At 74.2% G+C, this 25,411-nt stretch carries 25 protein-coding genes, 1 pseudogene and 1 riboswitch; of the genes and pseudogenes, 17 read left to right on the top strand and 9 right to left on the bottom strand.

Features of this window, described 5'->3' with window-relative positions; genetic code table 11:
• Positions 1–32 precede the first annotated feature (32 nt).
• The 4 genes from moeA (at position 33) to IEZ00_RS01195 (ending at position 5,293) form a co-directional block, all read left to right on the top strand.
• Entirely contained in the window at positions 33–1,268 is a 1,236-nt protein-coding gene (gene moeA, locus IEZ00_RS01180; protein WP_189221146.1) for a molybdopterin molybdotransferase MoeA, read from the top strand.
• A gap of 179 nt (positions 1,269–1,447) precedes the next feature.
• A complete protein-coding gene (locus tag IEZ00_RS01185; RefSeq protein ID WP_189221147.1) occupies positions 1,448–2,158 on the top strand; it encodes a phosphatidylserine decarboxylase in 711 nt (236 codons plus the stop codon).
• A 3-nt stretch (positions 2,159–2,161) separates the two neighbouring features.
• The gene (gene pssA, locus IEZ00_RS01190; RefSeq protein ID WP_189221148.1) at positions 2,162–3,115 is read left to right on the top strand and encodes a CDP-diacylglycerol--serine O-phosphatidyltransferase; all 954 of its coding nucleotides are present in this window, start codon (positions 2,162–2,164) and stop codon (positions 3,113–3,115) included.
• Between the two features lie 18 nt (positions 3,116–3,133).
• A complete protein-coding gene (locus tag IEZ00_RS01195; RefSeq protein WP_189221149.1) occupies positions 3,134–5,293 on the top strand; it encodes an AAA family ATPase in 2,160 nt (719 codons plus the stop codon).
• Positions 5,294–5,312: 19 nt separating this feature from the next.
• Here the strand turns inward: IEZ00_RS01195 and IEZ00_RS01200 are convergent, their stop codons facing one another.
• Both IEZ00_RS01200 and IEZ00_RS01205 read right to left on the bottom strand, forming a co-directional pair.
• Positions 5,313–5,942, bottom strand: coding sequence for a LytR C-terminal domain-containing protein (locus IEZ00_RS01200; RefSeq protein WP_189221150.1), 630 nt, complete (start codon positions 5,940–5,942; stop codon positions 5,313–5,315).
• Between the two features lie 83 nt (positions 5,943–6,025).
• Positions 6,026–6,310: pseudogene (locus IEZ00_RS01205) on the bottom strand (DUF3263 domain-containing protein); the annotation flags it as partial.
• A gap of 110 nt (positions 6,311–6,420) precedes the next feature.
• Between IEZ00_RS01205 and IEZ00_RS01210 the strand changes: the two are divergent.
• The gene (locus IEZ00_RS01210) at positions 6,421–7,008 is read left to right on the top strand and encodes a peptide deformylase (RefSeq protein ID WP_189221152.1); all 588 of its coding nucleotides are present in this window, start codon (positions 6,421–6,423) and stop codon (positions 7,006–7,008) included.
• Positions 7,009–7,042: 34 nt separating this feature from the next.
• On the top strand, positions 7,043–7,639 hold the full coding sequence (locus tag IEZ00_RS01215) for a LysE family translocator (protein ID WP_189221153.1): 597 nt from the start codon (positions 7,043–7,045) through the stop codon (positions 7,637–7,639).
• On the opposite strand, the gene IEZ00_RS01220 is transcribed toward IEZ00_RS01215, so the two are convergent.
• Positions 7,526–8,281 carry a hypothetical protein gene (locus IEZ00_RS01220; protein ID WP_189221154.1) on the bottom strand — a complete coding sequence of 252 codons (756 nt, stop codon included), beginning with the start codon at positions 8,279–8,281 and terminating at the stop codon, positions 7,526–7,528. The genes IEZ00_RS01215 and IEZ00_RS01220 overlap by 114 nt on opposite strands.
• Positions 8,282–8,466: 185 nt before the next feature.
• Between IEZ00_RS01220 and thiC the strand changes: the two genes are divergently transcribed.
• From thiC to IEZ00_RS01235, 3 genes are read left to right on the top strand one after another with little or no spacing between them, the layout of a single operon-like run.
• The gene (thiC, locus tag IEZ00_RS01225; protein WP_189221155.1) at positions 8,467–10,116 is read left to right on the top strand and encodes a phosphomethylpyrimidine synthase ThiC; all 1,650 of its coding nucleotides are present in this window, start codon (positions 8,467–8,469) and stop codon (positions 10,114–10,116) included.
• Complete coding sequence (gene thiD, locus IEZ00_RS01230; RefSeq protein ID WP_189221156.1) at positions 10,116–10,937, top strand: bifunctional hydroxymethylpyrimidine kinase/phosphomethylpyrimidine kinase; 822 nt, start codon at positions 10,116–10,118, stop codon at positions 10,935–10,937. Before thiC ends, thiD begins: the two co-directional genes overlap by 1 nt.
• Positions 10,938–10,946: 9 nt before the next feature.
• Positions 10,947–11,759 (top strand): class I SAM-dependent methyltransferase, encoded by an 813-nt coding sequence (locus tag IEZ00_RS01235; RefSeq protein WP_189221157.1) that lies wholly within the window; start codon positions 10,947–10,949, stop codon positions 11,757–11,759.
• 18 nt (positions 11,760–11,777) lie between these two features.
• On the opposite strand, the gene IEZ00_RS01240 is transcribed toward IEZ00_RS01235, so the two are convergent.
• The 4 genes from IEZ00_RS01240 to thiO form a co-directional block, all read right to left on the bottom strand.
• Positions 11,778–12,218 carry a MarR family winged helix-turn-helix transcriptional regulator gene (locus tag IEZ00_RS01240; RefSeq protein ID WP_229794875.1) on the bottom strand — a complete coding sequence of 147 codons (441 nt, stop codon included), beginning with the start codon at positions 12,216–12,218 and terminating at the stop codon, positions 11,778–11,780.
• Positions 12,219–12,309: 91 nt separating this feature from the next.
• Positions 12,310–13,071: a thiazole synthase gene (locus IEZ00_RS01245; protein ID WP_189221158.1), complete on the bottom strand. Its 762-nt coding sequence runs from the start codon at positions 13,069–13,071 to the stop codon at positions 12,310–12,312.
• Position 13,072: 1 nt separating this feature from the next.
• Positions 13,073–13,273: a sulfur carrier protein ThiS gene (thiS, locus tag IEZ00_RS01250; RefSeq protein ID WP_189221159.1), complete on the bottom strand. Its 201-nt coding sequence runs from the start codon at positions 13,271–13,273 to the stop codon at positions 13,073–13,075.
• Positions 13,273–14,319 (bottom strand): glycine oxidase ThiO, encoded by a 1,047-nt coding sequence (gene thiO, locus IEZ00_RS01255; RefSeq protein ID WP_229794877.1) that lies wholly within the window; start codon positions 14,317–14,319, stop codon positions 13,273–13,275. Before thiO ends, thiS begins: the two co-directional genes overlap by 1 nt.
• A riboswitch (TPP riboswitch) is annotated at positions 14,305–14,416 on the bottom strand. (Overlaps the previous gene by 15 nt.)
• 44 nt (positions 14,417–14,460) lie before the next feature.
• On the opposite strand from thiO, the gene thiE reads away from it, so the two are divergent.
• The gene (thiE, locus tag IEZ00_RS01260; RefSeq protein WP_189221160.1) at positions 14,461–15,123 is read left to right on the top strand and encodes a thiamine phosphate synthase; all 663 of its coding nucleotides are present in this window, start codon (positions 14,461–14,463) and stop codon (positions 15,121–15,123) included.
• Complete coding sequence (locus tag IEZ00_RS01265) at positions 15,123–15,896, top strand: dioxygenase family protein (protein WP_189221716.1); 774 nt, start codon at positions 15,123–15,125, stop codon at positions 15,894–15,896. The genes thiE and IEZ00_RS01265 overlap by 1 nt, the downstream gene beginning before the upstream one ends.
• 94 nt (positions 15,897–15,990) lie before the next feature.
• Here the strand turns inward: IEZ00_RS01265 and IEZ00_RS01270 are convergent, their stop codons facing one another.
• Positions 15,991–17,154 (bottom strand): S1 family peptidase, encoded by a 1,164-nt coding sequence (locus IEZ00_RS01270; RefSeq protein WP_189221161.1) that lies wholly within the window; start codon positions 17,152–17,154, stop codon positions 15,991–15,993.
• 513 nt (positions 17,155–17,667) lie between these two features.
• Here IEZ00_RS01270 and IEZ00_RS01275 point away from each other — a divergent pair.
• Complete coding sequence (locus IEZ00_RS01275) at positions 17,668–18,597, top strand: threonine ammonia-lyase (RefSeq protein ID WP_189221162.1); 930 nt, start codon at positions 17,668–17,670, stop codon at positions 18,595–18,597.
• Between the two features lie 115 nt (positions 18,598–18,712).
• On the top strand, positions 18,713–19,873 hold the full coding sequence (locus tag IEZ00_RS01280) for an HNH endonuclease signature motif containing protein (RefSeq protein ID WP_189221163.1): 1,161 nt from the start codon (positions 18,713–18,715) through the stop codon (positions 19,871–19,873).
• Between the two features lie 4 nt (positions 19,874–19,877).
• On the opposite strand, the gene IEZ00_RS01285 is transcribed toward IEZ00_RS01280, so the two are convergent.
• Positions 19,878–20,636, bottom strand: a complete 759-nt coding sequence (locus IEZ00_RS01285; protein WP_189221164.1) for a GntR family transcriptional regulator — start codon at positions 20,634–20,636, stop codon at positions 19,878–19,880.
• Positions 20,637–20,851: 215 nt separating this feature from the next.
• Between IEZ00_RS01285 and IEZ00_RS01290 the strand changes: the two genes are divergently transcribed.
• From IEZ00_RS01290 to IEZ00_RS01305, 4 genes are all read left to right on the top strand, one after another.
• Positions 20,852–22,135, top strand: a complete 1,284-nt coding sequence (locus tag IEZ00_RS01290; RefSeq protein WP_189221165.1) for a sugar ABC transporter substrate-binding protein — start codon at positions 20,852–20,854, stop codon at positions 22,133–22,135.
• Positions 22,136–22,142: 7 nt separating this feature from the next.
• The gene (locus IEZ00_RS01295) at positions 22,143–23,135 is read left to right on the top strand and encodes a carbohydrate ABC transporter permease (RefSeq protein WP_189221166.1); all 993 of its coding nucleotides are present in this window, start codon (positions 22,143–22,145) and stop codon (positions 23,133–23,135) included.
• Positions 23,136–23,155: 20 nt separating this feature from the next.
• Positions 23,156–23,986, top strand: a complete 831-nt coding sequence (locus IEZ00_RS01300; protein WP_189221717.1) for a carbohydrate ABC transporter permease — start codon at positions 23,156–23,158, stop codon at positions 23,984–23,986.
• A gap of 6 nt (positions 23,987–23,992) precedes the next feature.
• Positions 23,993–25,411, top strand: a 1,419-nt coding sequence (locus IEZ00_RS01305; protein ID WP_189221167.1) for a glycoside hydrolase family 3 protein, incomplete at its 3' end; no start/stop codon positions are given.

Genomic DNA, 25,411 nt, shown 5'->3' on the forward strand with positions numbered 1-25,411 from the left:
CGGTCGGAGCAGTCTCGCACGGGCGCGGCAGGATGGGCGCCGTGCCGAGCCCCCTCACCGCCGTAGCCGACCACCGCGCCCGGATCGCGGAGCTGGTCGGCCCGATGCCCGTGGTGACCGCGCCGGTGGCCGACTGCCTCGGCCTGGTGCTGGCGGCCGACCTGGTCGCGCCGGTGTCGCTGCCGCCGTTCGACAACTCGGCCATGGACGGCTACGCGGTGCGCGCGGCCGACGTGGCGGGCGCGCCGGTGTCCCTGCCGGTGGCGCAGGACATCCCGGCGGGCCGCACGGACGTGCCGCCGCTGGAGCCGGGCACCGCGCACCGGATCATGACCGGCGCGCCGCTGCCGCCCGGCGCGGACGCGGTGGTGCAGGTGGAGTGGACCGACGGCGGCACCGAGGTGGTGCGGCTGGAGCGCGGCGTGGCCGAGGGCGCGAACGTGCGGCGCGCGGCCGACGACGTGGCGGCGGGCGCGACGGTGCTGCGCGCGGGCACCCCGCTCGGGCCCGCCCAGCTGGGCCTGGCGGCGGCGCTGGGGTTGGCCGGGCTGCCGGTGCGCAGGCGGCCCAGGGTGCTGGTGCTGTCCACCGGCTCGGAGCTGGTCGCGCCGGGCGAGCCGCTGCGGCCGGGGCAGATCTACGAGTCCAACGGCGTGATGCTGGCCGCGGCGGTGCGCGAGGCGGGCGGCGAGGCGGAGCTGCTGCGGTTCGTGCCCGACGACGTGGCGCGGTTCCACGACGCGGTGGCCGCGCGGCTGCCCGGCTTCGACCTGCTGCTGACCTCCGGCGGGGTCAGCGCGGGGGCGTACGAGGTGGTCAAGGACGCGCTCACCGGGCGCGGGGTGGAGTTCACCAGGGTGGCCATGCAGCCGGGCGGGCCGCAGGGCGCGGGCCGCTACCTGGGCGTGGCGGTGGCGACGCTGCCCGGCAACCCGGTCAGCGCGCAGGTGTCGTTCGAGGTGTTCATCCGGCCCGCGCTGCGCGCGGCGATGGGGTTCGCGCGGGTGGAGCGGCCCATCGCGCGGGCGCGGCTGAGCGAGGCGATCACCTCGCCCGCCGGGCGCACCCAGTTCCGGCGTGGGGCCTACGACCCGGCGTCGGGCCGGGTGGTGACGCCGGTCGGCGGGCCGGGGTCGCACCTGCTGTCGGCGCTGGCGCTGAGCGACTGCCTGATCGAGGTGCCGCCGGAGGTGACCGAGCTGGCCGAGGGCGACGAGGTGCTCGTCCGCTTCCTGGGTGATTCCACGCCATCCGCGATGACACTGTGAGTAGCATCAAAGTCACCGTTCGGAGTTGTTAACCCCGTGTGACTCGAATTACACTGGTTGTCGACCCGCCCGGCCCGCCCGCGCGTTTCGTCGGGGGACGCACGGGCGGGCCGGGCGGCGACGGGTGCCGCCGGCGTAGCGTGTGGCCGGCCGATGCACCGCCCTACCCCGGAAGAGACATGACCGTCGATCGCGACAAGCACAGTGGTGCCGTCTCCCACTTCATCGACCTCGCTCGGGGCGTCGTCCCCCCGATGCACCCCGCCGGCCGCCCCTTCGTGGCAGGCGCGGCGGTGGCGACATTCCTGCTCCGCAGGGTCTCCCCCAAGCTGAGCGTGATCGGCGCGGTGCTGACCGCGTGGGTGGCCTGGTTCTTCCGCGAGCCCAAGCGGACCGCCCCCACCCGCCCCGGCCTGGCCGTGGCCCCCGCCGACGGCACCGTCTCCCACGTCGTGGAGGCCCTGCCGCCCGCCGAGCTGGGCCTCGGCGCCGAGCCGATGACCCGGATCAGCGTGTTCCTGTCGGTGTTCGACGTGCACGTGCAGCGCGTCCCGGTGACCGGCACCGTCCGGCAGGTCTCCTACCGGCCCGGCAAGTTCCTGTCCGCGGACCTGGACAAGGCCAGCGAGGACAACGAGCGCAACACCGTGTGGCTGCGCTCCGACGCGGGCCACGACCTGGTCGTGGTGCAGATCGCGGGCCTGGTCGCGCGGCGCATCGTGTGCCAGGTGGCCGAGGGCGACGCGGTGGTCGCGGGCGCGACCTACGGCCTGATCCGGTTCGGCTCGCGGGTCGACCTGTACGTGCCGCGCGGCAGCCGGGTGCTGGTCGAGGCGGGCCAGCGCACCATCGGCGGCGAGACCGTCCTCGCCGAGCTCCCGGAGGTCTGACCGGTGGCTCCCGGCGGGCCGGGCGTTCGACTGCTGCCGAACGCGATCACCGTGCTCGCGATGTGCGCGGGGTTGTCGGCCGTGCACTTCGCGATGGTCGGCATGTACGGGGCGGCGATCGGCTCGATCGCCGCCGCCGCCGTCTTCGACGGCCTGGACGGCAGGCTGGCCCGGCTGCTGGACGCCACCAGCAAGATGGGCGCGGAGCTGGACTCGCTGGCCGACGCGGTGTCCTTCGGCATCGCCCCCGCGCTGGTGGTCTACGTCTGGCGGTTCGACGGCAGCCGCGAGGGCTGGGTCGTCGCGCTGATCTTCGGCGTGTGCATGGTGCTGCGGCTGGCCCGGTTCAACACCCTGCTGGAGGTCGACCAGCCGCCCTACGCCAAGGAGTTCTTCGTCGGCGTGCCCGCGCCCGCGGGCGGGCTGTTGCTGCTGCTGCCGCTGATCCTGGACGAGCAGCTGGGCGCGGGCGGCTGGTGGTCGCAGCGCCCGGTGGTCGCGGTGTGGACGGTGGCCGTGGCGCTGCTGCTGGTCAGCCGCATCCCGACGGTGTCGGTGAAGGCGGTCAGGGTGCCCGCGCGGGCGGTCGCGCCGCTGCTGGTGCTGGTGGGCCTGCTGGCCGCCGCGGTGATCACGTTCCCGCTGGTGGCGCTCATCGCCGCCGAGCTGGTGTACCTGGCGCACCTGCCGTACTCGGTGCGCCGCTACCGCTGGCTGGCCCGCCACCCCGAGGCGTGGGAGGTGCCCGCCGCCGACCGGCGGGCCATCCGGCGGGCGCACGGCGTGGCCGCGCGGAGGCTGGGGCTGCACCGGCCGATCCGCAACCGCGTCGCGGGCGCGGCCATGCGGGCGGTGCGGCGGCCCCGGCGTGCGGTCGACCCCACCCAGGTGGTGCCCGAGGCCGGGCGGGGCAGGCGGCGGGGCTGGCGGCGGATCGGGCTGCGCCGGGGGGAGTGAAGAGCCTAGGCTCTTCGCGTGATCACGTTGACGGCCCGGCTGTCCCCCTCGGCGTTGGACACCCGGCGCGGGGTGGTGCGGCTGCACCCGGAGGTCCTCGACGCGCTGGGCCTGCGCGCCTGGGACGCGGTGCGGCTGACCGGCGCCAGGGTCAGCGCCGCGCTGGCCGCCGCGGGCGACGGGCCGCCCGGCGTGGTGCTGGTCGACGACGTGACCCTGTCCAACCTGGGCGTCACCGAGGGCTCCGAGGTCGTGGTGGCCCCGGTGGAGGTCGCCGCCGCCCGCGCGATCACCGTCGCGGGCTCCCGGCTGGCCAGCACCGCGCTGACCCCCGAGACCCTGCGCATGGCGCTGACCGGCAAGGTCCTCACCGTGGGCGACGCGGTCTCGCTGCTGCCCCAGGACCTCGCGCCGCCGCCCGGCTCGGACGTCAGCGCCACCCGCCGCAAGCTGTCCAACGCGATCGGCCTGACCTGGACCAACGAGCTGCTGACGATCACCTCGGCGGAGCCGCCCGGCCCGGTCGCGGTGCAGCCCACCACCGTGGTGAGCTGGCGCGACGGGGCCCGCACCGGTGATCCCGCGCCCGCCGAGGCGCCGCGCCACCCCGACGCGGTGCCGGTGGCCGACCTGATCGGCCAGCAGGACGCCGCCAAGCGGCTGGCCGAGTGGCTGGACCTGACCTTCACCCGCCCCGAGCTGCTCACCAGGCTGGGCGCCGCGCCGAGGCTGGCCGCGCTGGTCAGCGGCCCCGAGGGGGTCGGCAAGACCACCCTGGTCCGCGCGGTGGCGCACAGCGTCGGCGCGACCACCACCGAGATCGCCGCGCCCGGCATCGCGGTGCTGGAGGCCAACGCCGCCGCCCAACGCCTGGCCGACGCGATCGTGGCCGCGCAAGCGCCCGCCGTGCTGCTGCTCACCGACGTGGAGGCGCTGCTCCCGGCCACCGACCCGCCCCCGGTGGCCACCGTCGTGCTGGAGGCGCTCAAGGCCGCCGTGGCCCGCCCCGGCGTGGTCCTGGTGGTCACCAGCGCCCACCCCGAGGCCATCGACCCCCGCCTGCGCGCCCCCGAGCTGGTCGACCGGGAGCTGGTGCTGCCGCTGCCCGACGCCGCCACCCGCCGGGAGCTGCTGCGGGTGCTGCTGCGCGACGTGCCGCTGGACGCCGACGTGGACCTGCAGGCGGTGGCCGACCGCACGCCCGGCTTCGTCGCCGCCGACCTGGTCGCGCTGCGCCGGGAGGCCGCCGTGCGCTCCGCCCTGCGCCAGCGCGCCGACGACGAGCCGCTGGTGGCGCAGCAGGACCTGATCGGCGCGCTGGACACGGTCCGGCCGATCTCCATGTCCACTTCGGACACGCTGCGCACCGGCGGGCTCACCCTGGACGACGTGGGCGACATGGTCGAGGTGAAGCAGGCGCTGACCGAGGCCGCGCTGTGGCCGCTGCGCTACCCGGACTCCTTCGCGCGGCTGGGCGTGGCTCCCCCGCGCGGCCTGCTGCTGTACGGCCCGCCCGGCTGCGGCAAGACGTTCCTGATCCGCGCGCTGGCGGGCACCGGCAGGCTGAACGTGCTCTCGGTCAAGGGCGCGGAGCTGATGGACAAGTTCGTCGGCGAGTCCGAGCGGGCGGTGCGGGAGCTGTTCCGCCGGGCCGCCGAGGCCGCGCCCGCGCTGGTGTTCCTGGACGAGGTGGACGCGCTGGCCCCGCGCCGGGGCCAGTCCGCCGACTCGGGCGTGGGCGACCGCGTGGTGGCCGCGCTGCTGACCGAGCTGGACGGCGTGGAGCCGCTGCGGGACGTGATCGTGCTGGGCGCGACCAACCGGCCGGAGCTGATCGACCCGGCGCTGCTGCGGCCGGGCAGGCTGGAGCGGCTGGTCTACGTGCCGCCGCCGGACGCCGACGCCAGGGCCGAGATCCTGCGCGCGTCGGCGCGCAACACCCCGCTGGCGGCGGACGTGGACCTGCCCGCGCTGGCGGCGGAGCTGGACGGCTACTCGGCGGCGGACTGCGCGGCGCTGATCCGCGAGGCCGCGCTCACCGCGATGCGCGAGGACCTGGCGGCGGCGTCGGTCACCGCGGCGCACCTGGCGACCGCGCGCAAGACCGTGCGGCCCTCCCTGGACCCGGCCCAGCTGGCGTCGCTGGCCGCCTACGCCGAGTCCCGCCAGCGCGCCTGACGCGCGCGGGCGGGACCGGTCAGGACCCCGCCTTCGGGTTGGGGCCCCGGTAGTCGTTGGTGACGATCACGATGATGCCGGGGTGGGCCTTGACGATGCCCTCGAAGCGCGGCTCCGCCCTGGCCCCGATCAGCTCGGCCAGCTGCTTGGCCTGCGCCTCCTCGTCGGTGCCCGGCCGGAAGTAGACCGTGGTGGTGGGGATCTGGCCCTGGGAGTAGTTGTCGGTCTCGGTGACCTGCCAGCCCAGGGAGCGCACCTCGGTGGACGCCCTGGCCGCCAGGTTGGGCACGGTGCTGTTGTTGTAGACCCGCACCGGCTGCCGGTTCTCCGGGGTGACCGGCGGGGGCGGGGTGTCCGTCGCGGGCGCGGTCGTCGTGGTCGCGGGCGCGCCCGTGGTCGTGTCCGTGGTCGTGTCCGTGCTCGTGGGCGCGTCCGTGGTCGTCTCGGCGGGTGCCGAGGGGGGCGCGTCGGAGGTCGGCGAGCCCGCCGTCGAGGCCGGTGGCTGCCCCGGCTGCGCGCCGGAGGTGTCCTCGCCGCCGGTGAACAGCGACACCACGCCGAGCACCAGGGACGCCGCGGCGACCGCGAGCAGGGCGTAACCCGCGGCTCGCGTCGGACGCGTGGAGCCGGTCGGTTCGGGGTTGCTCATCGGTCGGCCACGTCCGAGTCGGCCACGTCCGAGTCGGCCGGGTCCAGCCCGGTCGCACCCAGCCCGGTCACACCCGGCCCGGTCACGCCCAGCCGCCTGGCCGCGCGGGCGCGCTGCCTGCCGGACCTGATCCGGCGCAGCCGCTTGACCAGCATCGGGTCGACCGCCAGCGCCGCCTCCTTGTCCACCACCGCGTTGAGCAGCTGGTAGTACCGGGTCGCCGACATGTCGAACAGCTCGCGGATGGCCTGCTCCTTGGCGCCCGCGTACTTCCACCACTGGCGTTCGAAGGCCAGGATCTGGCGCTCGCGGTCGTCCAAACCGTCGTCCGGCCCCTCCGCCGGCGCCAGTGCCTCTGCGGCGTCCATCGGGCTCCTCAGCCGTGTCGGTGCGTGCCGCCCCATTACATCACGTGATCTTCGACCGGGTCGGCTCATCGGTCGGCGCGTCCCCGGCCCGCCTGGTTAGGCTGCCGGTCATGGCAGTTCACCCGATCCGGATCGCGGGAGACCCGGTCCTGCACCACCCGACGCGCCCGGTCGAGGTCTTCGACGACGCGCTGCGGACGCTCATCGAGGACATGTTCGAGACCATGGCGGCGGCGCGCGGCGTCGGCCTCGCGGCCAACCAGATCGGGATCGACCAGCGCCTGTTCGTCTACGACTGCCCGGACGACGAGGGCGTGCGGCACCGCGGCGTGGTGGTCAACCCGGTGCTGGAGACCTCCGAGATCCCGCTGGGCATGCCCGACCCGGACGACGACTACGAGGGCTGCCTGTCCGCGCCCGGCGAGTCCTACCCGACCGGCCGGGCGAGCTGGGCGAAGGTCACCGGCGTGGACGGCGACGGCAAGCCCGTCGAGGTCGAGGGCACCGGGTTCTTCGCCCGCTGCCTGCAGCACGAGACCGACCACCTCGACGGCCACCTGTACCTGGACCGGCTGGTCGGGCGGCACAAGCGGGCCGCGAAGAAGATGCTCAAGGCCAACGGGTGGGGCGTGCCCGGCCTGTCCTGGGACCCGGCGACCTCGCCGGACCCGTTCGCCGACGAGGACGACGAGGGCTGACAAAACCGCTGGACACCCCGGTGACGATGGTCGCGTGTGGAGCAGCGCGGCCGCGCTCGTCGCGGCGTCCTTCCTGATCGCACTGTCGCCCGGCCCCGGAACGGCGCTGGTCCTGCGCCAGTCGGTCCGGGGGCGCGGCAGCGCGCTGGCCACGGTCGCGGGCATGGAGGTCGGCGTGGCCTGCTGGGCGGTGGCCGCCGCGCTGGGGCTGTCGGTGCTGCTGACCGCCTCCGAGGTCGCCTACCACGCGCTGCGGATCACCGGCGCGGTGTTCCTGGTCTACCTGGGCGTGAAGGCGTGGCGGTCGGCGAGCGAGCCGGTGACCGCGCCGCCGCCCGCGAGCCACGCCTTCCGGGCGGGCCTGGTGGTGAACCTGGCCAACCCGAAGCTGGGCGTGTTCGCCGTCTCGTTCCTGCCGCAGTTCCTGCCCGCAGGCGGCGGCAGGGGCGTGCTGCTGCTGTTCGCGCTGGTCTGGGTGCTGGTGGACACGGCGTGGTACCTGGTCGTGGTGGTCGTGCTAGACCGGGTCCGAGGCCGGCTCTCCCGCGCGCGGGTCCGCCGCGCCCTGGAGCGGGTCTCCGGCGCGGTCCTGGTCGCCCTGGGGCTTCGGCTGGTGCTCTCCGCTCGGTGACGGGCGCAGCCACGGCAGCTCGGGGAACCCGATCAGCTCGCCGTGGTCGGCGCAGCGCGCCAGCTCCTCGTAGGCGCCCGCGAGGACCTGGGCGCGCAGCCGCCGCACCTGCCCCACCGTGGGCAGGTGGCCGACCAGCAGGAACGGCATCAGCAGCCGCCACGCCCCGACCACCGGGTCGCGGTGGCGGTGCGGGGCGCGCAGGGTGGCCCGCGCCACGCGCAGCGCGTGCTCGCCCGCGGTCATCGACTTCGGGAACCCGGCGTGGTCCCAGGACCAGCGCAGCGCGTCGGACATCGCGCACCGGACGCAGTCCACCGGCCCGGTGCCCGGCTCGGCGCCGCACTGGGAGCAGCCGACCAGCGTCATCGCCCAGTCCACGCAGGTCCACGGGTACTTGCCGACCTCGTCGGCGAGCACCAGCTCGGCCAGCTCGCGCTCCCCCGCGCCGCCCTCTGCCAGCTGCTCGGCGGCCAGCAGCACCTGCCAGTCGGCCAGCCAGTACTGGTCCACCAGCTCGGCGCAGAACCGGCAGGCGGGGTAGCCGCGACCGGCCAGGTCCCCGCACGAGGGGCACGGCGACGCGACGGCGGGGCGTTCCACGCGCCTGCCTCCGGGCGGGAACGGCTGGTGATCAGCCACGCGGAGAACTTAGACCGAAACCGGCGGCCTTGGCATCCGCACCCGGCCGTGGTTATGGTCGGGCGGACAACTCAACACGCGGGAGCTCGCGCCGTAGCGGGCTGAGAGGGCGGCTGGGTCGAGGGACCCGGCGCCGCCGACCGCCGGAACCTGACCGGGTAATGCCGGCGTAGGGAGGAAACGTCGTGACGGCACTTGACGACCGCTCGGTTCGGCCCGCTGTCACCACCGGCCCGATTTCGGGCTCCCGCAAGGTCCACCGCGAGGTGGGCGACGGGGTGCGGGTGCCCTTCCGCAGGGTGGAGCTGACCAACGGCGAGCACGTCGACCTGTACGACACTTCCGGTCCGTACACCGATTCCAACGCCACCATCGACGTCCACAGCGGACTGCCCGCGCTGCGCGCGGGGTGGATCGGGGACCGCGAGCCGATCGGCGGGGCGGTGACCCAGCTGGCCTACGCCAAGGCCGGGGTCATCACCCCCGAGATGCGGTTCATCGCGGCCCGCGAGTCGATGACCCCCGAGTTCGTCCGCGACGAGGTGGCCGCCGGGCGCGCGGTCATCCCGCTCAACCGCAACCACCCCGAGGCCGAGCCGATGATCATCGGCAAGAAGTTCCTGGTGAAGATCAACGCCAACATCGGCAACTCGGCGGTGTCCTCCTCCATCGAGGAGGAGGTGGAGAAGATGGTGTGGGCGACCCGCTGGGGCGCCGACACGATCATGGACCTGTCCACCGGCAAGCGCATCCACGAGACCCGCGAGTGGATCCTGCGCAACTCGCCGGTGCCGGTCGGCACCGTGCCCATCTACCAGGCGCTGGAGAAGGTCGACGGCGACCCGGCGAAGCTGTCGTGGGAGGTCTACCGCGACACCGTGGTCGAGCAGGCCGAGCAGGGCGTGGACTACATGACCGTGCACGCGGGCGTGCTGCTGCGGTACGTGCCGCTGACCGCCAAGCGGGTCACCGGCATCGTCTCGCGCGGCGGGTCGATCATGGCCGCGTGGTGCCTGGCGCACCACAAGGAGAGCTTCCTCTACACGCACTTCGAGGAGCTGTGCGACATCCTGCGCGCCTACGACGTGACGTTCTCGCTGGGCGACGGCCTGCGGCCGGGCTCGATCGCGGACGCCAACGACGAGGCGCAGTTCGCCGAGCTGCGCACGCTGGGCGAGCTGACCCACATCGCCCGCGCCCGCGACGTGCAGGTGATGATCGAGGGGCCCGGCCACGTGCCGATGCACAAGATCGCGGAGAACGTGCGGCTGGAGGAGGAGTGGTGCGGTGAGGCGCCGTTCTACACCCTCGGGCCGCTGGCCACCGACATCGCGCCCGCCTACGACCACATCACCTCGGCCATCGGGGCGGCCCAGATCGGCTGGCTGGGCACCGCGATGCTGTGCTACGTCACGCCCAAGGAGCACCTGGGCCTGCCCAACCGGGACGACGTGAAGACCGGCGTGATCACCTACAAGATCGCGGCGCACTCGGCGGACCTGGCCAAGGGCCACCCCGGCGCGCAGGACTGGGACGACGCGCTGTCCAAGGCGCGGTTCGAGTTCCGCTGGGAGGACCAGTTCAACCTGTCGCTGGACCCGGACACCGCGCGCTCGTTCCACGACGAGACGCTGCCCGCGGCGCCGGCGAAGACCGCGCACTTCTGCTCGATGTGCGGTCCCAAGTTCTGCTCGATGAAGATCACCCAGGACGTGCGGCGGTACGCGGAGGAGCGCGGGCTGTCCACGGTCGAGGCGATCGAGGCGGGCATGTCCGAGAAGTCCCACCAGTTCAGCGACCAGGGCGGCAAGGTCTACCTGCCGGTAGTGGAGTGATGGAGCGAACACCCCCCAGGGTCCTCACCATCGCCGGATCGGATTCCGGCGGTGGTGCGGGCCTGCAAGCGGACCTGCGCGCGCTGTTCGCGTGCGGCGTCCACGGCATGACCGCGGTCACCGCGGTGACCGTGCAGAACTCGCTGGGCGTCACCGGCTACACCGAGATCCCGCCGGAGGTGGTGGCCGCCCAGATCGAGGCGGTGGCGGGCGACATCGGCGTGAACGCGGCCAAGACCGGGATGCTGGCGTCGGCGGGCATCATCGAGGCGGTCGCCGAAGCGTGCGACCGGGTCCACATCGGACGGACGATCCCGTTCGTGGTGGACCCGGTGGCCGCGTCCATGCACGGCCACCAGCTGCTGGCCGACGACGCGCTCAAGGCGCTGCGCGACGAGCTGTTCCCGCGCGCGACGCTGGTGACGCCGAACCTGGACGAGGTGCGGCTGCTCACCGGCCTGGAGGTGCGCTCGCGCGCGGACCAGCGCGAGGCCGCGCGGGCGCTGCACGCGCTGGGGCCGCGGTGGGTGCTGGTCAAGGGCGGCCACCTGTGGGACGACCCGGAGTGCCTGGACGTGCTCTACGACGGCGCGGAGTTCGTCGAGCTGCTCGGCCCCCGCTTCGACGTGCCGCACACCCACGGCAGCGGCGACACCCTGGCCTCGGCGATCTGCTCCCGGCTGGCCAGGGGCGAGAGCGTGCCCGACGCGGTGCGGTTCGGCAAGGAGTTCATCGTCCGCTCGGTGCGGGCCGCCTACCCGCTGGGCGCGGGCGTCGGCCCCGTATCCCCGTTGTGGCGCTTGGCGGACGGGTCGCACTAGCGTGGCGCGATGGCGCGCGAGGCGATCACGTTCACGGGCACTCAGGAGACGATGCTGGCGACCCTGTACGCCAGGGCGCTGGACAGCGCGCGGCCCGACTCCGTCCTGCACGACACCGCGGCGGCCGAGGCGGTGGCCCGGATCGACTACGACTTCGCCAGGACCGGCATCCGGGGCACCTCGGCGATCGGCGTGGCGATCCGGGCCAGGGTGCTCGACGACTGGACCGCCGAGTTCCTGGCCGCCACGCCCGAGGCGACCGTGCTGCACCTGGCCTGCGGCCTGGACACGCGGGCGCGCAGGATGGCGCCGCCGCCGTCGGTGCGCTGGGTGGACGTGGACCTGCCCGAAGTGGTCGAGCTGCGGCGCAAGCTGCTGCCCGACCCGCCGGGCGACTACCGGCTGCTGGCCACCTCGGTGACCGCCGAGGGCTGGCTGGAGGCCGTCCCCGCCGACCGGCCGGTGGTGGCCGTGTTCGAGGGCCTGACGATGTACCTGCGGGCCGAGGAGGTGGAGCGGCTGGTGCGGCGGATCACCGGCCACTTCCCCGGCGGGCAGCTGCTGTTCGACGCCTACGGCACGCTCGGGATCAAGCTGCAGAAGCTGGTCCCGGCGGTGCGCAACGCGGGCGCGACGCTGCACTGGGGCATGGACGACCCCCGGTCGATCGAGCCGTGGGGCGTCGAGCTGGTGCAGTCGCTGCGCAGCGTCGAGCTGCCGCACCTGGACAAGCTGCCGCGCGGCGGGCGGATCGCGATGAAGGTGCTGGCGCTGCTGCCCGGCCTGCGCGACTCGGGCAGGCTGGTGCGCTACCGGTTCTGACCGCCGAGGTTCTGACCGCTAGTGCGCCTCGCCCACCAGTTCCTCCAGCGCGCCCAGCGCGTTGACCAGCGCCGACTGGTGCTCCGGGGAGAGCTGCTCGATGCGGCGCTGCAGCTCGCGCACGCGGGCCGAGCGGACCCCGGAGACCATCGTCTCGCCCTCGGGGGTCGGCGTGGCCAGCCAGGCGCGGCCGTCCTGCGGGTCCGGCTCCCGGCGCACGTACCCGGCCTCCACCAGCGCGGCGACGATCCGCGAGAGCGTCGGCGGGGCGACCCCCTCCTTGGTGGCGAGGTCGCCCAGCCGCATCGGGCCGCACCGGGCGAGGGTGGCCAGCGCGGACACCGCGCCGGGACCGAGCCCTGGGGACCCGGTCCGGCGCAGCAGGCGCGCGAGCCTGCCGATCGCCAGGTACAGGCGCGCGGTGGCGTCCTCGACCTGGTCGGTCAACGGTGCCGTCACGGCACGTTCCTCCTCGGTCGGTGGACAGGACGGAGCACGGGTGCTCAAGCATCCATCATGCCGCCCGCGCCGACCACCGCCCGATGGGCCATCACCGATCCAGCGCCGGGCTGGACGCCTGCGCCCAGAACCGCTGCGGGATGCGGCCCGCCAGCCGGGCCAGCCTGCCCGCCTCGACCGCGCCGCGCATCGCCGAGGCCATCCGCTCCGGGTCCTGCGCGCGGGTCACCGCGGTGGCCAGCAGCACCGCCGAGCAGCCCAGCTCCATGGCCAGCGCGGCGTCGGAGGCGGTGCCCACCCCCGCGTCCAGGATCACCGGCACCGACGCGCGGGCCACGATCAGCTCGATGTTGTGCGGGTTGCGGATGCCCAGCCCGGTGCCGATCGGCGAGCCCAGCGGCATCACCGTGGCGCAGCCCAGGTCCTCCAGCCTGCGCGCCAGCACCGGGTCGTCGCTGGTGTAGGGCAGCACCACGAACCCGTCGTCGACCAGCCGCTCGGCCGCGTCCAGCAGCTCCACCGGGTCGGGCAGCAGGGTGCGCTCGTCGGCGTGCACCTCCAGCTTCACCCAGTTGGTGCCCAGCGCCTCGCGGGCCAGCCGGGCGGTCAGCACCGCCTCGGCCGCGGTGCGGCAGCCCGCGGTGTTGGGCAGCGCCTCGATGCCCAGGCGGCGCAGCAGCTCCAGCACGCCGGTGCCGCCGCCCGCGTCCGCGCGCCGCATGGCGACGGTGGTCAGCTCGGTGCCCGACGCCACCAGCGCGCGCTCCAGCACGGCCAGGTTCGCCGCGCCGCCGGTGCCCATGACCAGCCGGGAGCGGAACTCGCGCCCGGCGATGACCAGCGGGTCGTCCACGTCAGCCCCCCTGCACGGCGGTGAGCACCTCGACCGCGCCGCCCTCGGGCACGGCGGTGGAGTCCCAGGCCGCGCGCGGCACCACCTCGCCGTCCAGCGCGACGGCGACCCCGCTGGGCGGCGTGCCCAGCAGCGCCACCACGGTGGCCACGGTGGCCCCCTCGGCCAGCTCCCGCACCCGTCCGTTGACCTTGGCCTTCATCAGCTGTCCTCCCTCTCGCGCAGCAGGGCGAGCGCCCGCCGCGCGGTGACCGGCGCGAGCAGCAGGCCGTTGCGGTGGTGGCCGGTGGCGGCCAGCACGCCCGGTTCCAGCCAGTCCACGACGGGCGCGTTGTCCGGGCTGCCCGCGCGGAACCCGGCGGCCGACTCGACCAGCGCGTACTCGGTGATCGCGGGCCACACCGCTTCGGCGTCCCGCAGCAGGTCCAGCACGCCCCGCACCTTGACCCCGGTGTCGAAGCCCGCCTCGTACTGGGTGGCGCCGAGCACCAGCCCGCCCGGCCTCGGCACCAGGTAGACCGGCCTGCCCTCGACGTGCGCGCGGACGGTGTGCCGGGGCGGCGGCAGCGCGCCTGGTCGGGCGACCAGGCGCAGGATCTCGCCCTTCACCGGGCGGATCACCCCGCGCAGCTTCGGGTGCAGCCCGCCGCTCCACGCCCCTGCCGCGATCACCGTGACACCGCCGTTCCGACCGGCCCCGGTCTCGGGCTCGGCCCCTGGCTCGGCTCCTGGCTCGGCTTCGGCGAACCGCACGCCGTGGTCCCGGCACGCCGCGCGCAGCGCGTCCAGCAGCGCCCGGTTGTCCACGGAGAGGTCGCCGGGCACGTGCAGTCCACTTCGGACCGACGGGCCCAGCCCCGGCTCCAGGCCGCGCAGCTCGCGCCCGGTCACCCGGCGCGCGGAGCGGCCGCGCGTGCCCAGGTAGGCGCACAGCTGGTCGAGCACCTGCGCGTCCGCGCGGTCGACGGCCACCGCCAGCGTGCCCACCTCGCTCAGCTCCAGGCCGAGGTCGGCGGCGAAGGAGGGCCACCGCTCCAGCGACTCCACGCCCAGGTCGAGCACGTGCTCGTCACCGGGCCACGCCTCGGTGATCGGGGCGAGCATCCCGCCCGCGACCCACGAGCCGCCGTGCGGCGAGCCGCGGTCGACGACGGTGACCGGGAAGCCGTCCCGCGCGGCGAACCACGCCACGGACAGGCCGATGACGCCGCCCCCGAGGACGGTGACCTGCACTGCCAAGGCACTCACGCTCCCTGCGCCGGCATGACCCGGATCAGGTTCGACGGTCGGAGCGAACCACGCTCCCTCTCAGCCCGGTGTCCTCCGGGCTCCCGTGCGGACCGCCTCCACCGTAGCGCACGGCCGCGGCGGGCGGTTACCTTCCAGCCCGTGCCAGGACTCGACGCAACCACGACCAGGCGGCGGCTCGCGGACGCGACGCTGTACCTCTGCACCCCGAACCGCCCCGACCTCGCCGAGTTCGCCGACGCCGCGCTCGCGGGCGGGGTGGACGTCGTGCAGCTGCGGGACAAGGGCCTGGAGGCCAAGCAGGAGATCGCCGCGCTGGAGGTGCTGGCCGAGGCGTGCGCCCGGCACGGCGCGCTGCTGGCGGTCAACGACCGCGCGGACGTGGCGCTGGCGGTGGACGCCGACGTGCTGCACCTGGGCCAGGACGACCTGCCGGTGCCGCTGGCCCGCCGGATCGTGGGCGAGGACGTGGTGATCGGCCGGTCCACGCACGACGTGGCGCAGGCGCGGGCGGCGGCGGCCGAGCCGGGCGTGGACTACTTCTGCACCGGCCCGTGCTGGCCGACGCCGACCAAGCCGGGCCGTCCCGCGCCGGGGCTGGACCTGGTGCGGGCCACCGCGGCGGCGGGCGTGGACCGCCCCTGGTTCGCCATCGGCGGCATCGACCGGGAGCGGCTGCCGGAGGTGCTGGCCGCCGGGGCGCGCCGGATCGTGGTGGTGCGGGCGATCACCGAGGCCGAGGACCCGAGGGCCGCGGCATCGTGGTTGAAGTTTCAACTAGAGGGCGTAGTCTCGATCCCGTGATGCCTGTGCTGTACCTGGGCCACGGGGCTCCCCCGCTGGCCGACGACGAGCGGTGGACCGGCGAGCTGCGGTCGTGGGCGGCCGAGCTGCCGCGACCGGAGTCGATCCTGGTCGTCTCCGCGCACTGGGAGGAGTCCCCGCTGACCCTGGGGGCCACCCGCCCGACGCCGCTCACCTACGACTTCTGGGGCTTCCCCCGGCGCTACTACGAGGTCACCTACGACGCGCCCGGCGCGCCCGAGCTGGCCGAGGAGGTGACCAAGCTCGTCGGCGGCGCCGAACCCGTGGCCCAGGACCCGGAACGCGGCCTGGACCACGGCGCGTACGTGCCGCTGAAGGAGATGTTCCCCGAAGCCGACGTCCCGGTGCTCCAGGTGTCCATGCCCAGCCTTGACCCGCGCGGGCTGTTCGACCTGGGCCGCAGGCTCGCGCCGCTGCGCGAGCGGGGCGTGCTGGTGGTCGGCAGCGGGTTCCTCACGCACAACCTCAGCTGCGTGGACTTCCCGGCGGGCCCGGACTACCAGCCGCCGTCGTGGTCGGCCGAGTTCGACGACTGGGCCGCCCGCGCGCTGGCAGGCGGCGACGTGGACGCGCTGCTGGACTTCCAGCGCAAGGCCCCCGCCGCGGGCATCGCGCACCCCCGCACCGAGCACTTCGCGCCGCTGTTCGTGGCGATGGGCGCGGCGGGCGCGGGCGCGGACCCGTCGTCGCCCCGCACCGCCGTCGAGGGCTTCTGGTACGGCCTGTCCAAGCGCTCGGTCCAGTTCGGCTGACCGGGGTCGGCACCCCCTGGCGAGGGGGTGCGCCAGGGGGTGCCGGTCGCCCGCGGCGCGGTCCGCAGGGAGGTCGACCGCGCGCGGGCCGGGGTCAGCCTCGGGTCAGGCTCAGCCCGTAGGCGCTGAGGATCTCGCCGACCGGCTGGAAGTAGGTCGTGCCACCGGAGGAGCAGTTGCCCGAGCCGCCGGAGGTCACGCCCTGGGCCTGGCTGTAGTTGCTGCCCGCCACCCACGACCCGCCCGAGTCGCCCGGCTCAGCGCAGGCGTTGGTGCGGGTCAGGCCGGACACCGAGCCCTGCGCGTAGTTCACCGTCTGGTTCTTGGCCTGGACGGTGCCGCAGCGCCAGCCGGTGGTGGAGCCGGAGCGGCAGATCGCCGCGCCGACCGCCGCCGAGCTGGAGCCGGTGACGGTGACGTTGGAGCCGTTGTAGCGGTTCACCCACGGCCGCGAGGTCCAGTTGCTGTTCGTGCGGACCCAGCCGTAGTCGTTGCCGGGGAACGACGAGCCCGCGAAGGAGCCCTGCGCCACCCGGTTGTGGCCGCTGGTGCTCGCGCCGCTGCGGCCGCAGTGGCCCGCGGTCACGAAGCCGCCGCTGACCGCGAAGCCGACCGAGCACCGGCTGCTGCCGATGTAGTAGGCGTCGCCGCCGCGGGTGTCGTACAGGGTGGTGGGCGTCTGGTCGACCTCGACCACGCGCACCGCCGGGCTGACCGCCCTGGCCCTGGTCAGGAACGCCTCGGTGGCCGCGTCCCGCTGGTCGCGGTGGACCTCGACCACCACCGAGTTGGTCAGGTCGTCGACCCGCCAGCCGGTGACCGACCGGGGCGCGCCCATGGCGTCGATCGCGTCCTTGGCGCCGGTCAGCTGCTGGTGCGAGAAGGCGACGTGCTTGGCCTCGGCGCCCGCGGCGCGCACCGCGCCCGCCTTGGCCGGGTCGACCACGGCGACCACGAGCCCGCCGGTGGCGGGGCTGATCCAGGAGCCCGCGTACGCCGCGCCCGCGGCGTCGCGCGCCTCGTCCTCGACCTCCGCCGCCGCGGCGTCGCGGGCGAGACGGGTGGTCATCTGTTCGGCGGTCAGGCCGAGGTCGCGTTGCGCCGCTCGGACCAACTCGGCGGGGTAGCTCTCCGTGTTCGGAGAGCTTGTCCCGTTGGGGCCGACCGGAGCGGCGATCGCCGGTACGCTGAGAGGTGTAGCCGCGCCGGTGGCGAGCAGAGCTGCCACGGCGAGGCGGGCCGCACTCGTGCGGTTCATCAGGCGTCTCCCTCATCTTCGGGTGCAGGGAACCCGAGAGCCTGGTTGCAGGGACCGCTCTCGGGGGCTCTAGGGGGACGGGTGGTGGGGCGGCGGCAGGGGTCGCCCCACCCCTTCTCTTCTCTCCGTCTTCTCCAGCACGGGCCGGACGAGTCGCGCGGGGTGCCGTCGCATCGCGCTCCTTCCCGATCGCTACCGATCAGTACTCGCCCGTTCGAGCTACGTTATGACTCTGTGACCTGTTACGCCTCGGATCACCTGAGGGCGAAGTGTGTCACAAGTCACGCCAGTTTGACTGCGCTGTGTAGCGTTTGACAGTTAACTCTCACTCGGGGTAATGATTAGCTCACCGAATGGTGTTAATTGCCAGAAGTGACCACTCCTCGTCCGACTACTCCCCGTTCGCGTGACAACCCCTATGCCGAACGAGTGGCCATGGCGCGTCTCAGTAGTCGCCAGAGTGGTTCCGGAACGAACCCGGCGCGGACATCGGGATGGTTCAGGATCTCCACCATGGACCTCGTCACCCTCACCGACATCCAGGCCGCGGCGGCCTTGATCGCCCCCGCGGTCGTCCGCACCCCCCTGCTGCCGCAGGACGACGGGCTGTGGCTCAAGCCGGAAAGCCTCCAGCGGGTCGGCGCGTTCAAGATCCGCGGCGCCTACCACGCGCTGGCGCGGCTGCCCGAGCAGGTGCGGGCGCGCGGCGTCATCGCCTACTCCAGCGGCAACCACGCCCAGGCCGTGGCCAGTGCCGCCGCCCTGTTCGGGATCAAGGCCACCATCGTCATCCCGGACAACGCCCCCGCGGTCAAGATCGAGGCCACCCGCGCGCACGGCGCCGAGGTGGTGCTGGTGCCGATGCCCGAGCGCGAGTCGCGGGCCCGCGAGCTGGCCGAGGCCACCGGCGCCACCCTGGTCCCCCCGTTCGACCACCCCGACGTGATCGCGGGCCAGGGCACCATCGGCCTGGAGGTGCTGGCCGACCTGCCCGACGTGGCCACCGTGCTGGTGCCCGTCAGCGGCGGCGGGCTGATCTCCGGCGTCGCCGCCGCGGTGAAGGCGCTGCGGCCCTCCGCCGCGGTGGTCGGCGTGGAGCCGGAGCTGGCCGCCGACGCGGCCGAGTCGTTCCGCGCCGGGGCGCGGGTGCCGTGGTCCCCGGCCGACCGCGCCCGCACGGTGGCCGACGGGCTGCGGGCCGAGCTGTCCGAGCTGACCTTCGCCCACCTGCGGGCGTTCGTCGACGACGTGGTGACCGTGTCCGAGGGGGAGATCCTGGACGCCGTCCGGGTGCTCGCCCGCCGGGCGCGGCTGGTGGTCGAGCCCACCGGCGCGGTGGCCGTCGCGGCGCACCTGAAGTCGCCGCGTCCTGGGAAGACCGTCGCCGTGGTGACCGGCGGCAACGTCGACCCGGAGGTCTTCGCCCGCATCCTGTCCTCGTGATCACGGCCACCCGATCACGGCCACCCGATCACGGGCACCCGATCACTGCCACCTGATCGGGTCCGCCTGATCGTGTCATTGCCGCTCGAACAGCCGTTCGAATAGCGTGGTCGGCATGGAAACCCCGCCGCCGCTGCTGTCCGACGAGCAGCTGCGCTCAGCCGCCGTCGAGGCCGAGGCCGCCGCCCGCGCGGCCCACCAGCGACGGCTGGGCCTGCTCGCCGAGGCCCAGCGCCGCGGCCTGGACCTGGCCGCCTACCGCCTGCTGCTGCGCGCCGACCGGGCCGAGTTCACCCGCTGGCTGACCCAGGTCCGGCTGTTCCTGCCCGCGCTGAGCCCGTCGGGCCAACCGCTGCCACCGGCCCACCCGGTCACCGCCGCCGCCCTGCCCGAGCTGTCCGAGGCCCACCTGGCCCAGCTCGCCCGAGCCCTGCCCCGGCTCCCCGAGGGCGCGGAGGACATCCTGGTCACCGCAGCCCGCTCCACCGAGCCCCGCGCGCTGCGCCTGCTGGCCGACCGCATCCACGCCGAGCAGGACGCCGCCGAGCCCGGACCCGAGCCCGAGGCGGAAGCCCCCGACGTGCTGCACCTGCGCGACCTGCCCGGCGGGCGGCTGGAGCTGTGGGGCGAGCCGACCGCCGAGAGCGGCGCCCGCCTCACCGCCGCGCTGGACCCGCTGGCCCGCCCCGGCGCCGAGGACACCCGCTCCCGCGCCGAGCGCCAGGGCCAGGCCCTGGCCGACCTGATCGACCTGCGCGGCGAGGCCCTGCCCACCCGGGCGGGGCAACGCCCCCACCTCAGCGTCACCCTGGACTACCAGACCCTGCGCACCGGCACCGGCACCGCGCGGCTGGACGGCGGCGGCCACCTGACCGCCGCCCAGGCCCGCCGCCTTGCCTGCGACGCCGTGGTCATCCCCGCGGTGCTGGGCGGCCGCTCCGAGGTGCTGGACCTGGGCCGGGCCCGGCGCACCGTGAGCCTGGCCCAGCGCCGGGCGCTGCACGCGCGCGACCGCGGCTGCGCCTTCCCCGGCTGCGGCCGCCCGGCCCGCTGGTGCGACGCCCACCACGTGCGGCACTGGGCCGACGGCGGTCCCACCGATCTGGACAACCTCGTCCTGCTCTGCCGCCGCCACCACAGCGAGGTCCACCACCACCGGTGGCGGATCCGGCTCACCGGCGGGGCAGCGGTGTTCATCCCGCCCCGCCACATCGACCCCGCCCAGCTCCCCCGGCAGAACCTGCTGCACCGACGAGCCCTGGAGCTGGCGGGGTGAGCGGTCAGTCCGAGGGGCGGTTCAGCGTCGCCACGAACTTGTAGCGGTCGCCCCGGTACACCGAGCGCACCCACTCCACCGGGTTGCCCTGGGTGTCGAAGGAGTGCCGGGACAGCAGCAGCATCGGCAGCCCGATGTCGGCGCCGAGCAGCTCGGCCTCCTCGGGCGAGGCCAGCGCCGTCTCGATGGTCTCCTCGGCGTGCCCCATCTCGACCCCGAAGCGCTCGCGCAGCACCTGGTACAGCGAGCCGCCGGGGGTCAGGTACCGGCGCAGGCCCCGGAACCGGCCCAGCGCCAGGTGCGTGGTCTCGATCGCCATCGGCTCGCCGTCGGCCAGCCGCAGGCGGTGCAGCCGCAGCACCTTCGCGCCCGCCCGCACGCCCAGCAGCCGGGCCAGCTCGGCCTCCGCGGGCTGCTCGGAGGCGTCGATCAGCCGGGACGAGGGCTGGCGGCCCTGCGCCCGCATGTCCTCTGTGTACGAGGACAGCTGAAGCCGTTGCGCCACCTTGGGTTCCGCGGCGAAGGTGCCCTTGCCCTGCACCCGCAGCAGCCGACCCTCGACGGTCAGCTCCGCCAGCGCCTGCCGGACCGTCGTGCGCGAGACGTCGAACTCCGCGGCGAGCGAGCGCTCGGTCGGGATCGGCGAGCCCGGCGGCAGCGCCCGCAGCAGGTCGAGCAGGTGGCGCTTGAGTCCCCAGTACTTCGGTTCGCGCTGCGCGCGGGACCTGGTGTCCAGTCCCGTCGCAGTGCTCGTCTCCAGCATGCCTTCCTCCTCGACCTCACCAGCGCTCCCACGACAAGGATGCCCTGTCCACGGCGGATCGCGCCCCCGAACCCCCGGAGCGGAATTGATCCGATGACTTTGCAACGTCTCTGCAACGGCCTTGACAGGCAGTGTGGCGAGGCACACGCTGATCATATTGGTCTACACCACTTGGTGCCCGGTCGCGGCGACCGGGTCAGGGAAAGGGCGCGAACGTGAAGGGCTGGAAAGGGATGGCCGCCGGTGCCGCCGCACTGGCGGTGGCCGTGGCCGGATGTGGCACGAGCTCCAGCGGGTCCGACAGCGGCTCCGGCGACGGCAAGACGCTCACCGTCTGGCTGATGGACGGCTCCGCGCCGGCCGCGCTGACCGACGCCCTGCACAAGGAGTTCCAGGACGCCCACCCCGGCGTCACGGTCAAGTACGAGGTGCAGAAGTGGGGCGGCATCCAGGAGAAGCTGACCACCGCGCTGACCAGCAACACCCCGCCCGACGTGATCGAGCTGGGCAACACCCAGACCGCGAAGTTCGCCGCCGAGGAGACGCTGGAGGACCTCAGCGGTGACGTCTCCGCGCTCGGCGGCGACCAGTGGCTCGCAGGCCTGAAGGACTCGCTGACCTGGGACGGCAAGTCCTACGGGATGCCGTTCTACGCCTCCAACCGCACCGTCATCTACCGCACGGACCTCTTCGAGGCCGCGGGCATCACCGCCGCGCCCACCACGCGCGACGAGTGGGTCGCGGCCATCGAGAAGCTCAAGGCCGCCAACGCCGCCGACCCCGACTTCCAGGCCCTCTACCTGCCCGGCCAGTCCTGGTACGCGCTGCTGTCGTTCATCTGGGACGAGGGCGGCGACGTGGCGAAGCAGGACGGCTCCGCCTGGACCGGCGCGCTGGACACCCCGCAGGCCAAGGCGGGCCTGGACTTCTACAAGAAGCTCGTGGACGTCTCCGGCACCAAGGCCCCCAAGGACACCGACGAGGCCACCCCGCAGCAGATGGAGGTCTTCGGCACGGGCAAGGTCGGCATGATGATCGGCCTGCCGTGGGAGCTGGCGGGCGCGGTCAAGGCCAACCCCGACCTGGCGAGCAAGACCGCGGCGTTCCCGATCCCGTCCAAGACCGCGGGCAAGACCGCGCCGGTCTTCCTCGGCGGCTCGAACCTGGCCATCCCGGCGGGCAGCCAGAACACCGACCTGGCCAAGGACTACCTGAAGCTGCTGTCGTCCAAGAAGTACCAGGACATGCTGGCCGAGGGCGGCTCGGTGCCGGGCACCTCCACCGACACCGCCAAGCTGGCCACCAACCCGGTGGGCAAGGCGCTGGCCGAGTCCGCCCCCAACGGCAAGGTCACCCCGACCACGCCCACCTGGGCCGCGGTGGAGGCGGGCCAGAACCCGCTCAAGGACATGCTGACCGCGTACCTGACCGGCGCCAAGTCGCTGGACCAGGCCACCGGCGACGCCAACGCCGCGCTGACCAAGACGCTGGCCGGATGACGCAGCCATGACGGCCGTGGACACGACCGACGCCGCGGTGCCGACGAGGGGTTCCTCGCAGGCACCGCGGCGTGCCGCGCCCGGCGGCGCCCGTCGCCGCCGGGGCAGCGCCCTGGACCGGGCGCTGCCCTACCTGCTGCTCGCCCCCGCGGTCATCGCCATCCTGTGGATGATCGGCTTCCCGGTGCTGTCCGTGCTGGCGACCAGCTTCCGCAAGCTGAACCTGCGCGAGCTGACCCGCGGCCAGGTCGTGTGGACCGGCCTGGACAACTACACCCAGGTGCTGTCCGACCCGGAGTTCTGGGCCATCAGCGCCCGCACCGTGGTGTTCACCGTGCTGGTGGTGGGCAGCTCGGTGCTGGCGGGCCTGCTGCTGGCGCTGCTGATGCGCCAGATCAGCCCGGTGGTCCGGATCGTGCTGCAGGTGTCGATGCTGCTGGCGTGGGCCATGCCGCTGCTCGCGGCGACCACGGTCTACCAGTGGATCTTCGACCAGCAGTACGGCATCCTCAACAAGACCCTGGTGCGCCTGGGCTTCGACGGGTTCGCGGGCTTCTCCTGGTTCTCCACCGGCGCCTCCACGCTGGCGGTGATCGGGCTGCTGATCGTCTGGCAGGCCGTGCCGTTCCTGGCCTTCTCGCTGTACGCGGGCGCCATCGGCATCCCGCGCGACCAGTACGAGGCGGCGGGCATGGACGGCGCCTCGCCGTGGCAGACCTTCCGCGCGGTGACCTGGCCGGAGCTGCGCCCGCTGCTGATGATGGTGACGTTCCTGTCCCTGCTGTGGGACTTCAAGGTGTTCGCGCAGATCTGGGCGATCCGCAAGGGCGGCCCGGACGGCGGGAGCACCACGCTCGCGGTCTACCAGTACCTGGAGGGCATCTCGCAGAGCCACTTCGGCGTGGCCGCCGCGGTGAGCGTGCTGATGGTGCTGCTGCTGGCCCTGCTGACCTTCCAGTACCTGCGCAGGCTGGTCCGATCCCAGGAGGGGGCGCTGTGAACCCCGCTGTGAACCGCGCTGTGAACCCCGCGAAGAGCAAGAAGGTGGCCGCGAACGCCGTCGCGCTGGTCGTGGCGCTGTTCTTCGCGTTCCCGACCTACTGGATGGTCGCCACCGCGCTCAAGCCGCGCAAGGACATGCTGACCAGCGAGTACGACCTGCTGCCGCTGTCGGTCACCGGGACCAACTTCGCCACCGCGTGGACCAAGCCGGGCTTCCTGCAGTCGCTGGGCAACAGCCTGGTGGTGACGCTGCTGGCGGTGCTGGCCGCGGTCGTGGTCGGCCTGCTGGCGGCGGTGCCGCTGGCGCGGATGAGGTTCCGCGGCCGCAAGGGCTTCGTGATGCTGATGCTGGTGGCCCAGATGGCCCCGTTCGAGGCGCTGCTGATCCCGGTGTTCCTGATGATGCGGGACCTGGACCTGCTGGACAAGCTGCCCTCGCTGGTGCTGATCTACTTCGCGGTGACCCTGCCGTTCTGCGCCTGGACGCTGCGCGGGTTCGTCAACGGCATCCCGCTGGAGCTGGAGGAGGCCGCGCAGGTCGACGGGTGCAGCCGGTGGGAGGCGTTCCGCCGGGTCACCCTGCCGCTGCTGGGCCCCGGCATGGTGGCCACGTCGGTGTTCGCGTTCGTCACCGCGTGGAACGAGTTCCTGTACGCGCTGTCGCTGATCAACGACCAGTCCAGGCAGACGCTGCCGGTGTGGTTGAGCGGCTTCCAGTCGCAGTTCGGCACCGACTGGGGCGGCGCGATGGCCGCCTCGGCGCTGTTCACGCTGCCGGTGCTGGTGTTCTTCCTGATCGTCCAGCGCAAGATGGTCATCGGCGTCACCGCCGGTGCGGTGAAGGGGTAGGACCGCATGTCGTTGCACCGGCTCGCGTCGGCCGTGCTGCTGCCCGGCTTCCACGGCACCACCGCGCCCGACTGGCTGATCGAGCGGGTGGCCGACGGCCTGGGCGGGGTCGTGCTGTTCGGCCGCAACGTCGTCGACGACGCCCAGGTGACCGCGCTGACCGCGCGGCTGCGCGCGGCCCGCCCGGACGTGGTCGTCGGCATCGACGAGGAGGGCGGCGACGTCACCCGCCTGGACGCCGCGCGGGGGTCGGAGGTGCCCGGCAACCACGCGCTGGGGGCCGCCGACGACCTCGACCTGACCCGCGCGGTGGCCGCGTCGATCGGGGCGCGGCTGGCGGCGTGCGGGGTGACCCTGAACCTGGCGCCGTCGGCCGACCTGGTGCTCACCCCGGAGGACCCGGTGATCGGCGTGCGCGCGTTCGGCTCGGACCCGCACGCGGCGGCCGGGCACGTGGCCGCGTTCGTGGAGGGGACGCAGGCGGTGGGCGTGGCCGCGTGCGCGAAGCACTTCCCCGGCCACGGCGCCTCCTCGGTGGACTCGCACGCGGCGCTGCCGGTGCTGCCCAGGACCGAGCAGCAGCTGCGCGAGGTGGAGTTCGTGCCGTTCCGCGCGGCGGTGCGGGCGGGCGTCCGGTCGGTGATGACCGGGCACCTGGTGGTGCCCGCGTGGGGCGACCAGCCCGCGACGCTGAACCCGCGGGCGCTGCGGGTGCTGCGGGAGGAGCTGGGGTTCACCGGCGCGGTCATCACCGACGGCCTGGACATGAAGGCGGTCGGCGGCGACCTGGCCGAGGGGTCGGTGCGGGCGCTGGCGGCGGGCGTGGACGCGCTGTGCCTGGGCGGTGAGCCGCTGGACGACGACGGGCTGCGGTGGCTGGTGGACAGCATCGTGGCGGCGGTGGAGTCCGGGGCGCTGTCCCGCGAGCGGCTGGCGGAGGCCGCCCGGCGCACCGCCGCGCTCGGCAGGCCCCCGGCGGCGGTCGACGGGCACGACCCGGAGCTGGGCATGGCCGCCGCGCGCCGGGCCGTCGAGGTGGCCGGGACGCTGGCGCCCAGCGGTCCGCCGCTGGTGCTCGACCTGGCGGTGGAGCCGTCGATCGCGGTCGGCGACGTGCCGTGGGGGTTGGGGCCGCACCTGGTGGAACTGCTGCCCGGCACCGAGGTGCTGCCCGCCGATGGCGTCACCGCCGCGGCGGTGTCGCGGGCGGCCGCCGGACGTACCGTGGTGGTGGTCACCAGGGAGGCGCACCGCTTCCCGGCGGTTCGCGACCTGGTGTCCGAACTGGCTACAATTGGTCTAGACCTAGTGCACGTGGAGACCGGCGTGCCGGGCCCCGACCTGGGCGCCGGTGCCCGCGTGGACACCCACGGCGGTTCACGGGTGTGCCTGCGCGCCGCGGCCGAGCGCATCGCCGCCGCCACC

This window comes from Saccharothrix coeruleofusca (assembly GCF_014648515.1).
Classification (GTDB): Bacteria; Actinomycetota; Actinomycetes; order Mycobacteriales; family Pseudonocardiaceae; genus Actinosynnema; species Actinosynnema coeruleofuscum.

Bases quoted from the DNA above. Each gene is read 5' to 3' on its own strand.
- moeA (WP_189221146.1), top strand. From the start codon at position 33: ATGGGCGCCGTGCCGAGCCCCCTCACCGCCGTAGCCGACCACCGCGCC.
- IEZ00_RS01185 (WP_189221147.1), top strand. From the start codon at position 1,448: ATGACCGTCGATCGCGACAAGCACAGTGGTGCCGTCTCCCACTTCATC.
- IEZ00_RS01200 (WP_189221150.1), bottom strand. From the start codon at position 5,942: ATGAGCAACCCCGAACCGACCGGCTCCACGCGTCCGACGCGAGCCGCG.
- IEZ00_RS01210 (WP_189221152.1), top strand. From the start codon at position 6,421: ATGGCAGTTCACCCGATCCGGATCGCGGGAGACCCGGTCCTGCACCAC.
- thiD (WP_189221156.1), top strand. From the start codon at position 10,116: ATGGAGCGAACACCCCCCAGGGTCCTCACCATCGCCGGATCGGATTCC.
- IEZ00_RS01235 (WP_189221157.1), top strand. From the start codon at position 10,947: ATGGCGCGCGAGGCGATCACGTTCACGGGCACTCAGGAGACGATGCTG.
- thiS (WP_189221159.1), bottom strand. From the start codon at position 13,273: ATGAAGGCCAAGGTCAACGGACGGGTGCGGGAGCTGGCCGAGGGGGCC.
- IEZ00_RS01265 (WP_189221716.1), top strand. From the start codon at position 15,123: ATGCCTGTGCTGTACCTGGGCCACGGGGCTCCCCCGCTGGCCGACGAC.
- IEZ00_RS01270 (WP_189221161.1), bottom strand. From the start codon at position 17,154: ATGAACCGCACGAGTGCGGCCCGCCTCGCCGTGGCAGCTCTGCTCGCC.
- IEZ00_RS01275 (WP_189221162.1), top strand. From the start codon at position 17,668: ATGGACCTCGTCACCCTCACCGACATCCAGGCCGCGGCGGCCTTGATC.
- IEZ00_RS01280 (WP_189221163.1), top strand. From the start codon at position 18,713: ATGGAAACCCCGCCGCCGCTGCTGTCCGACGAGCAGCTGCGCTCAGCC.
- IEZ00_RS01285 (WP_189221164.1), bottom strand. From the start codon at position 20,636: ATGCTGGAGACGAGCACTGCGACGGGACTGGACACCAGGTCCCGCGCG.
- IEZ00_RS01295 (WP_189221166.1), top strand. From the start codon at position 22,143: ATGACGGCCGTGGACACGACCGACGCCGCGGTGCCGACGAGGGGTTCC.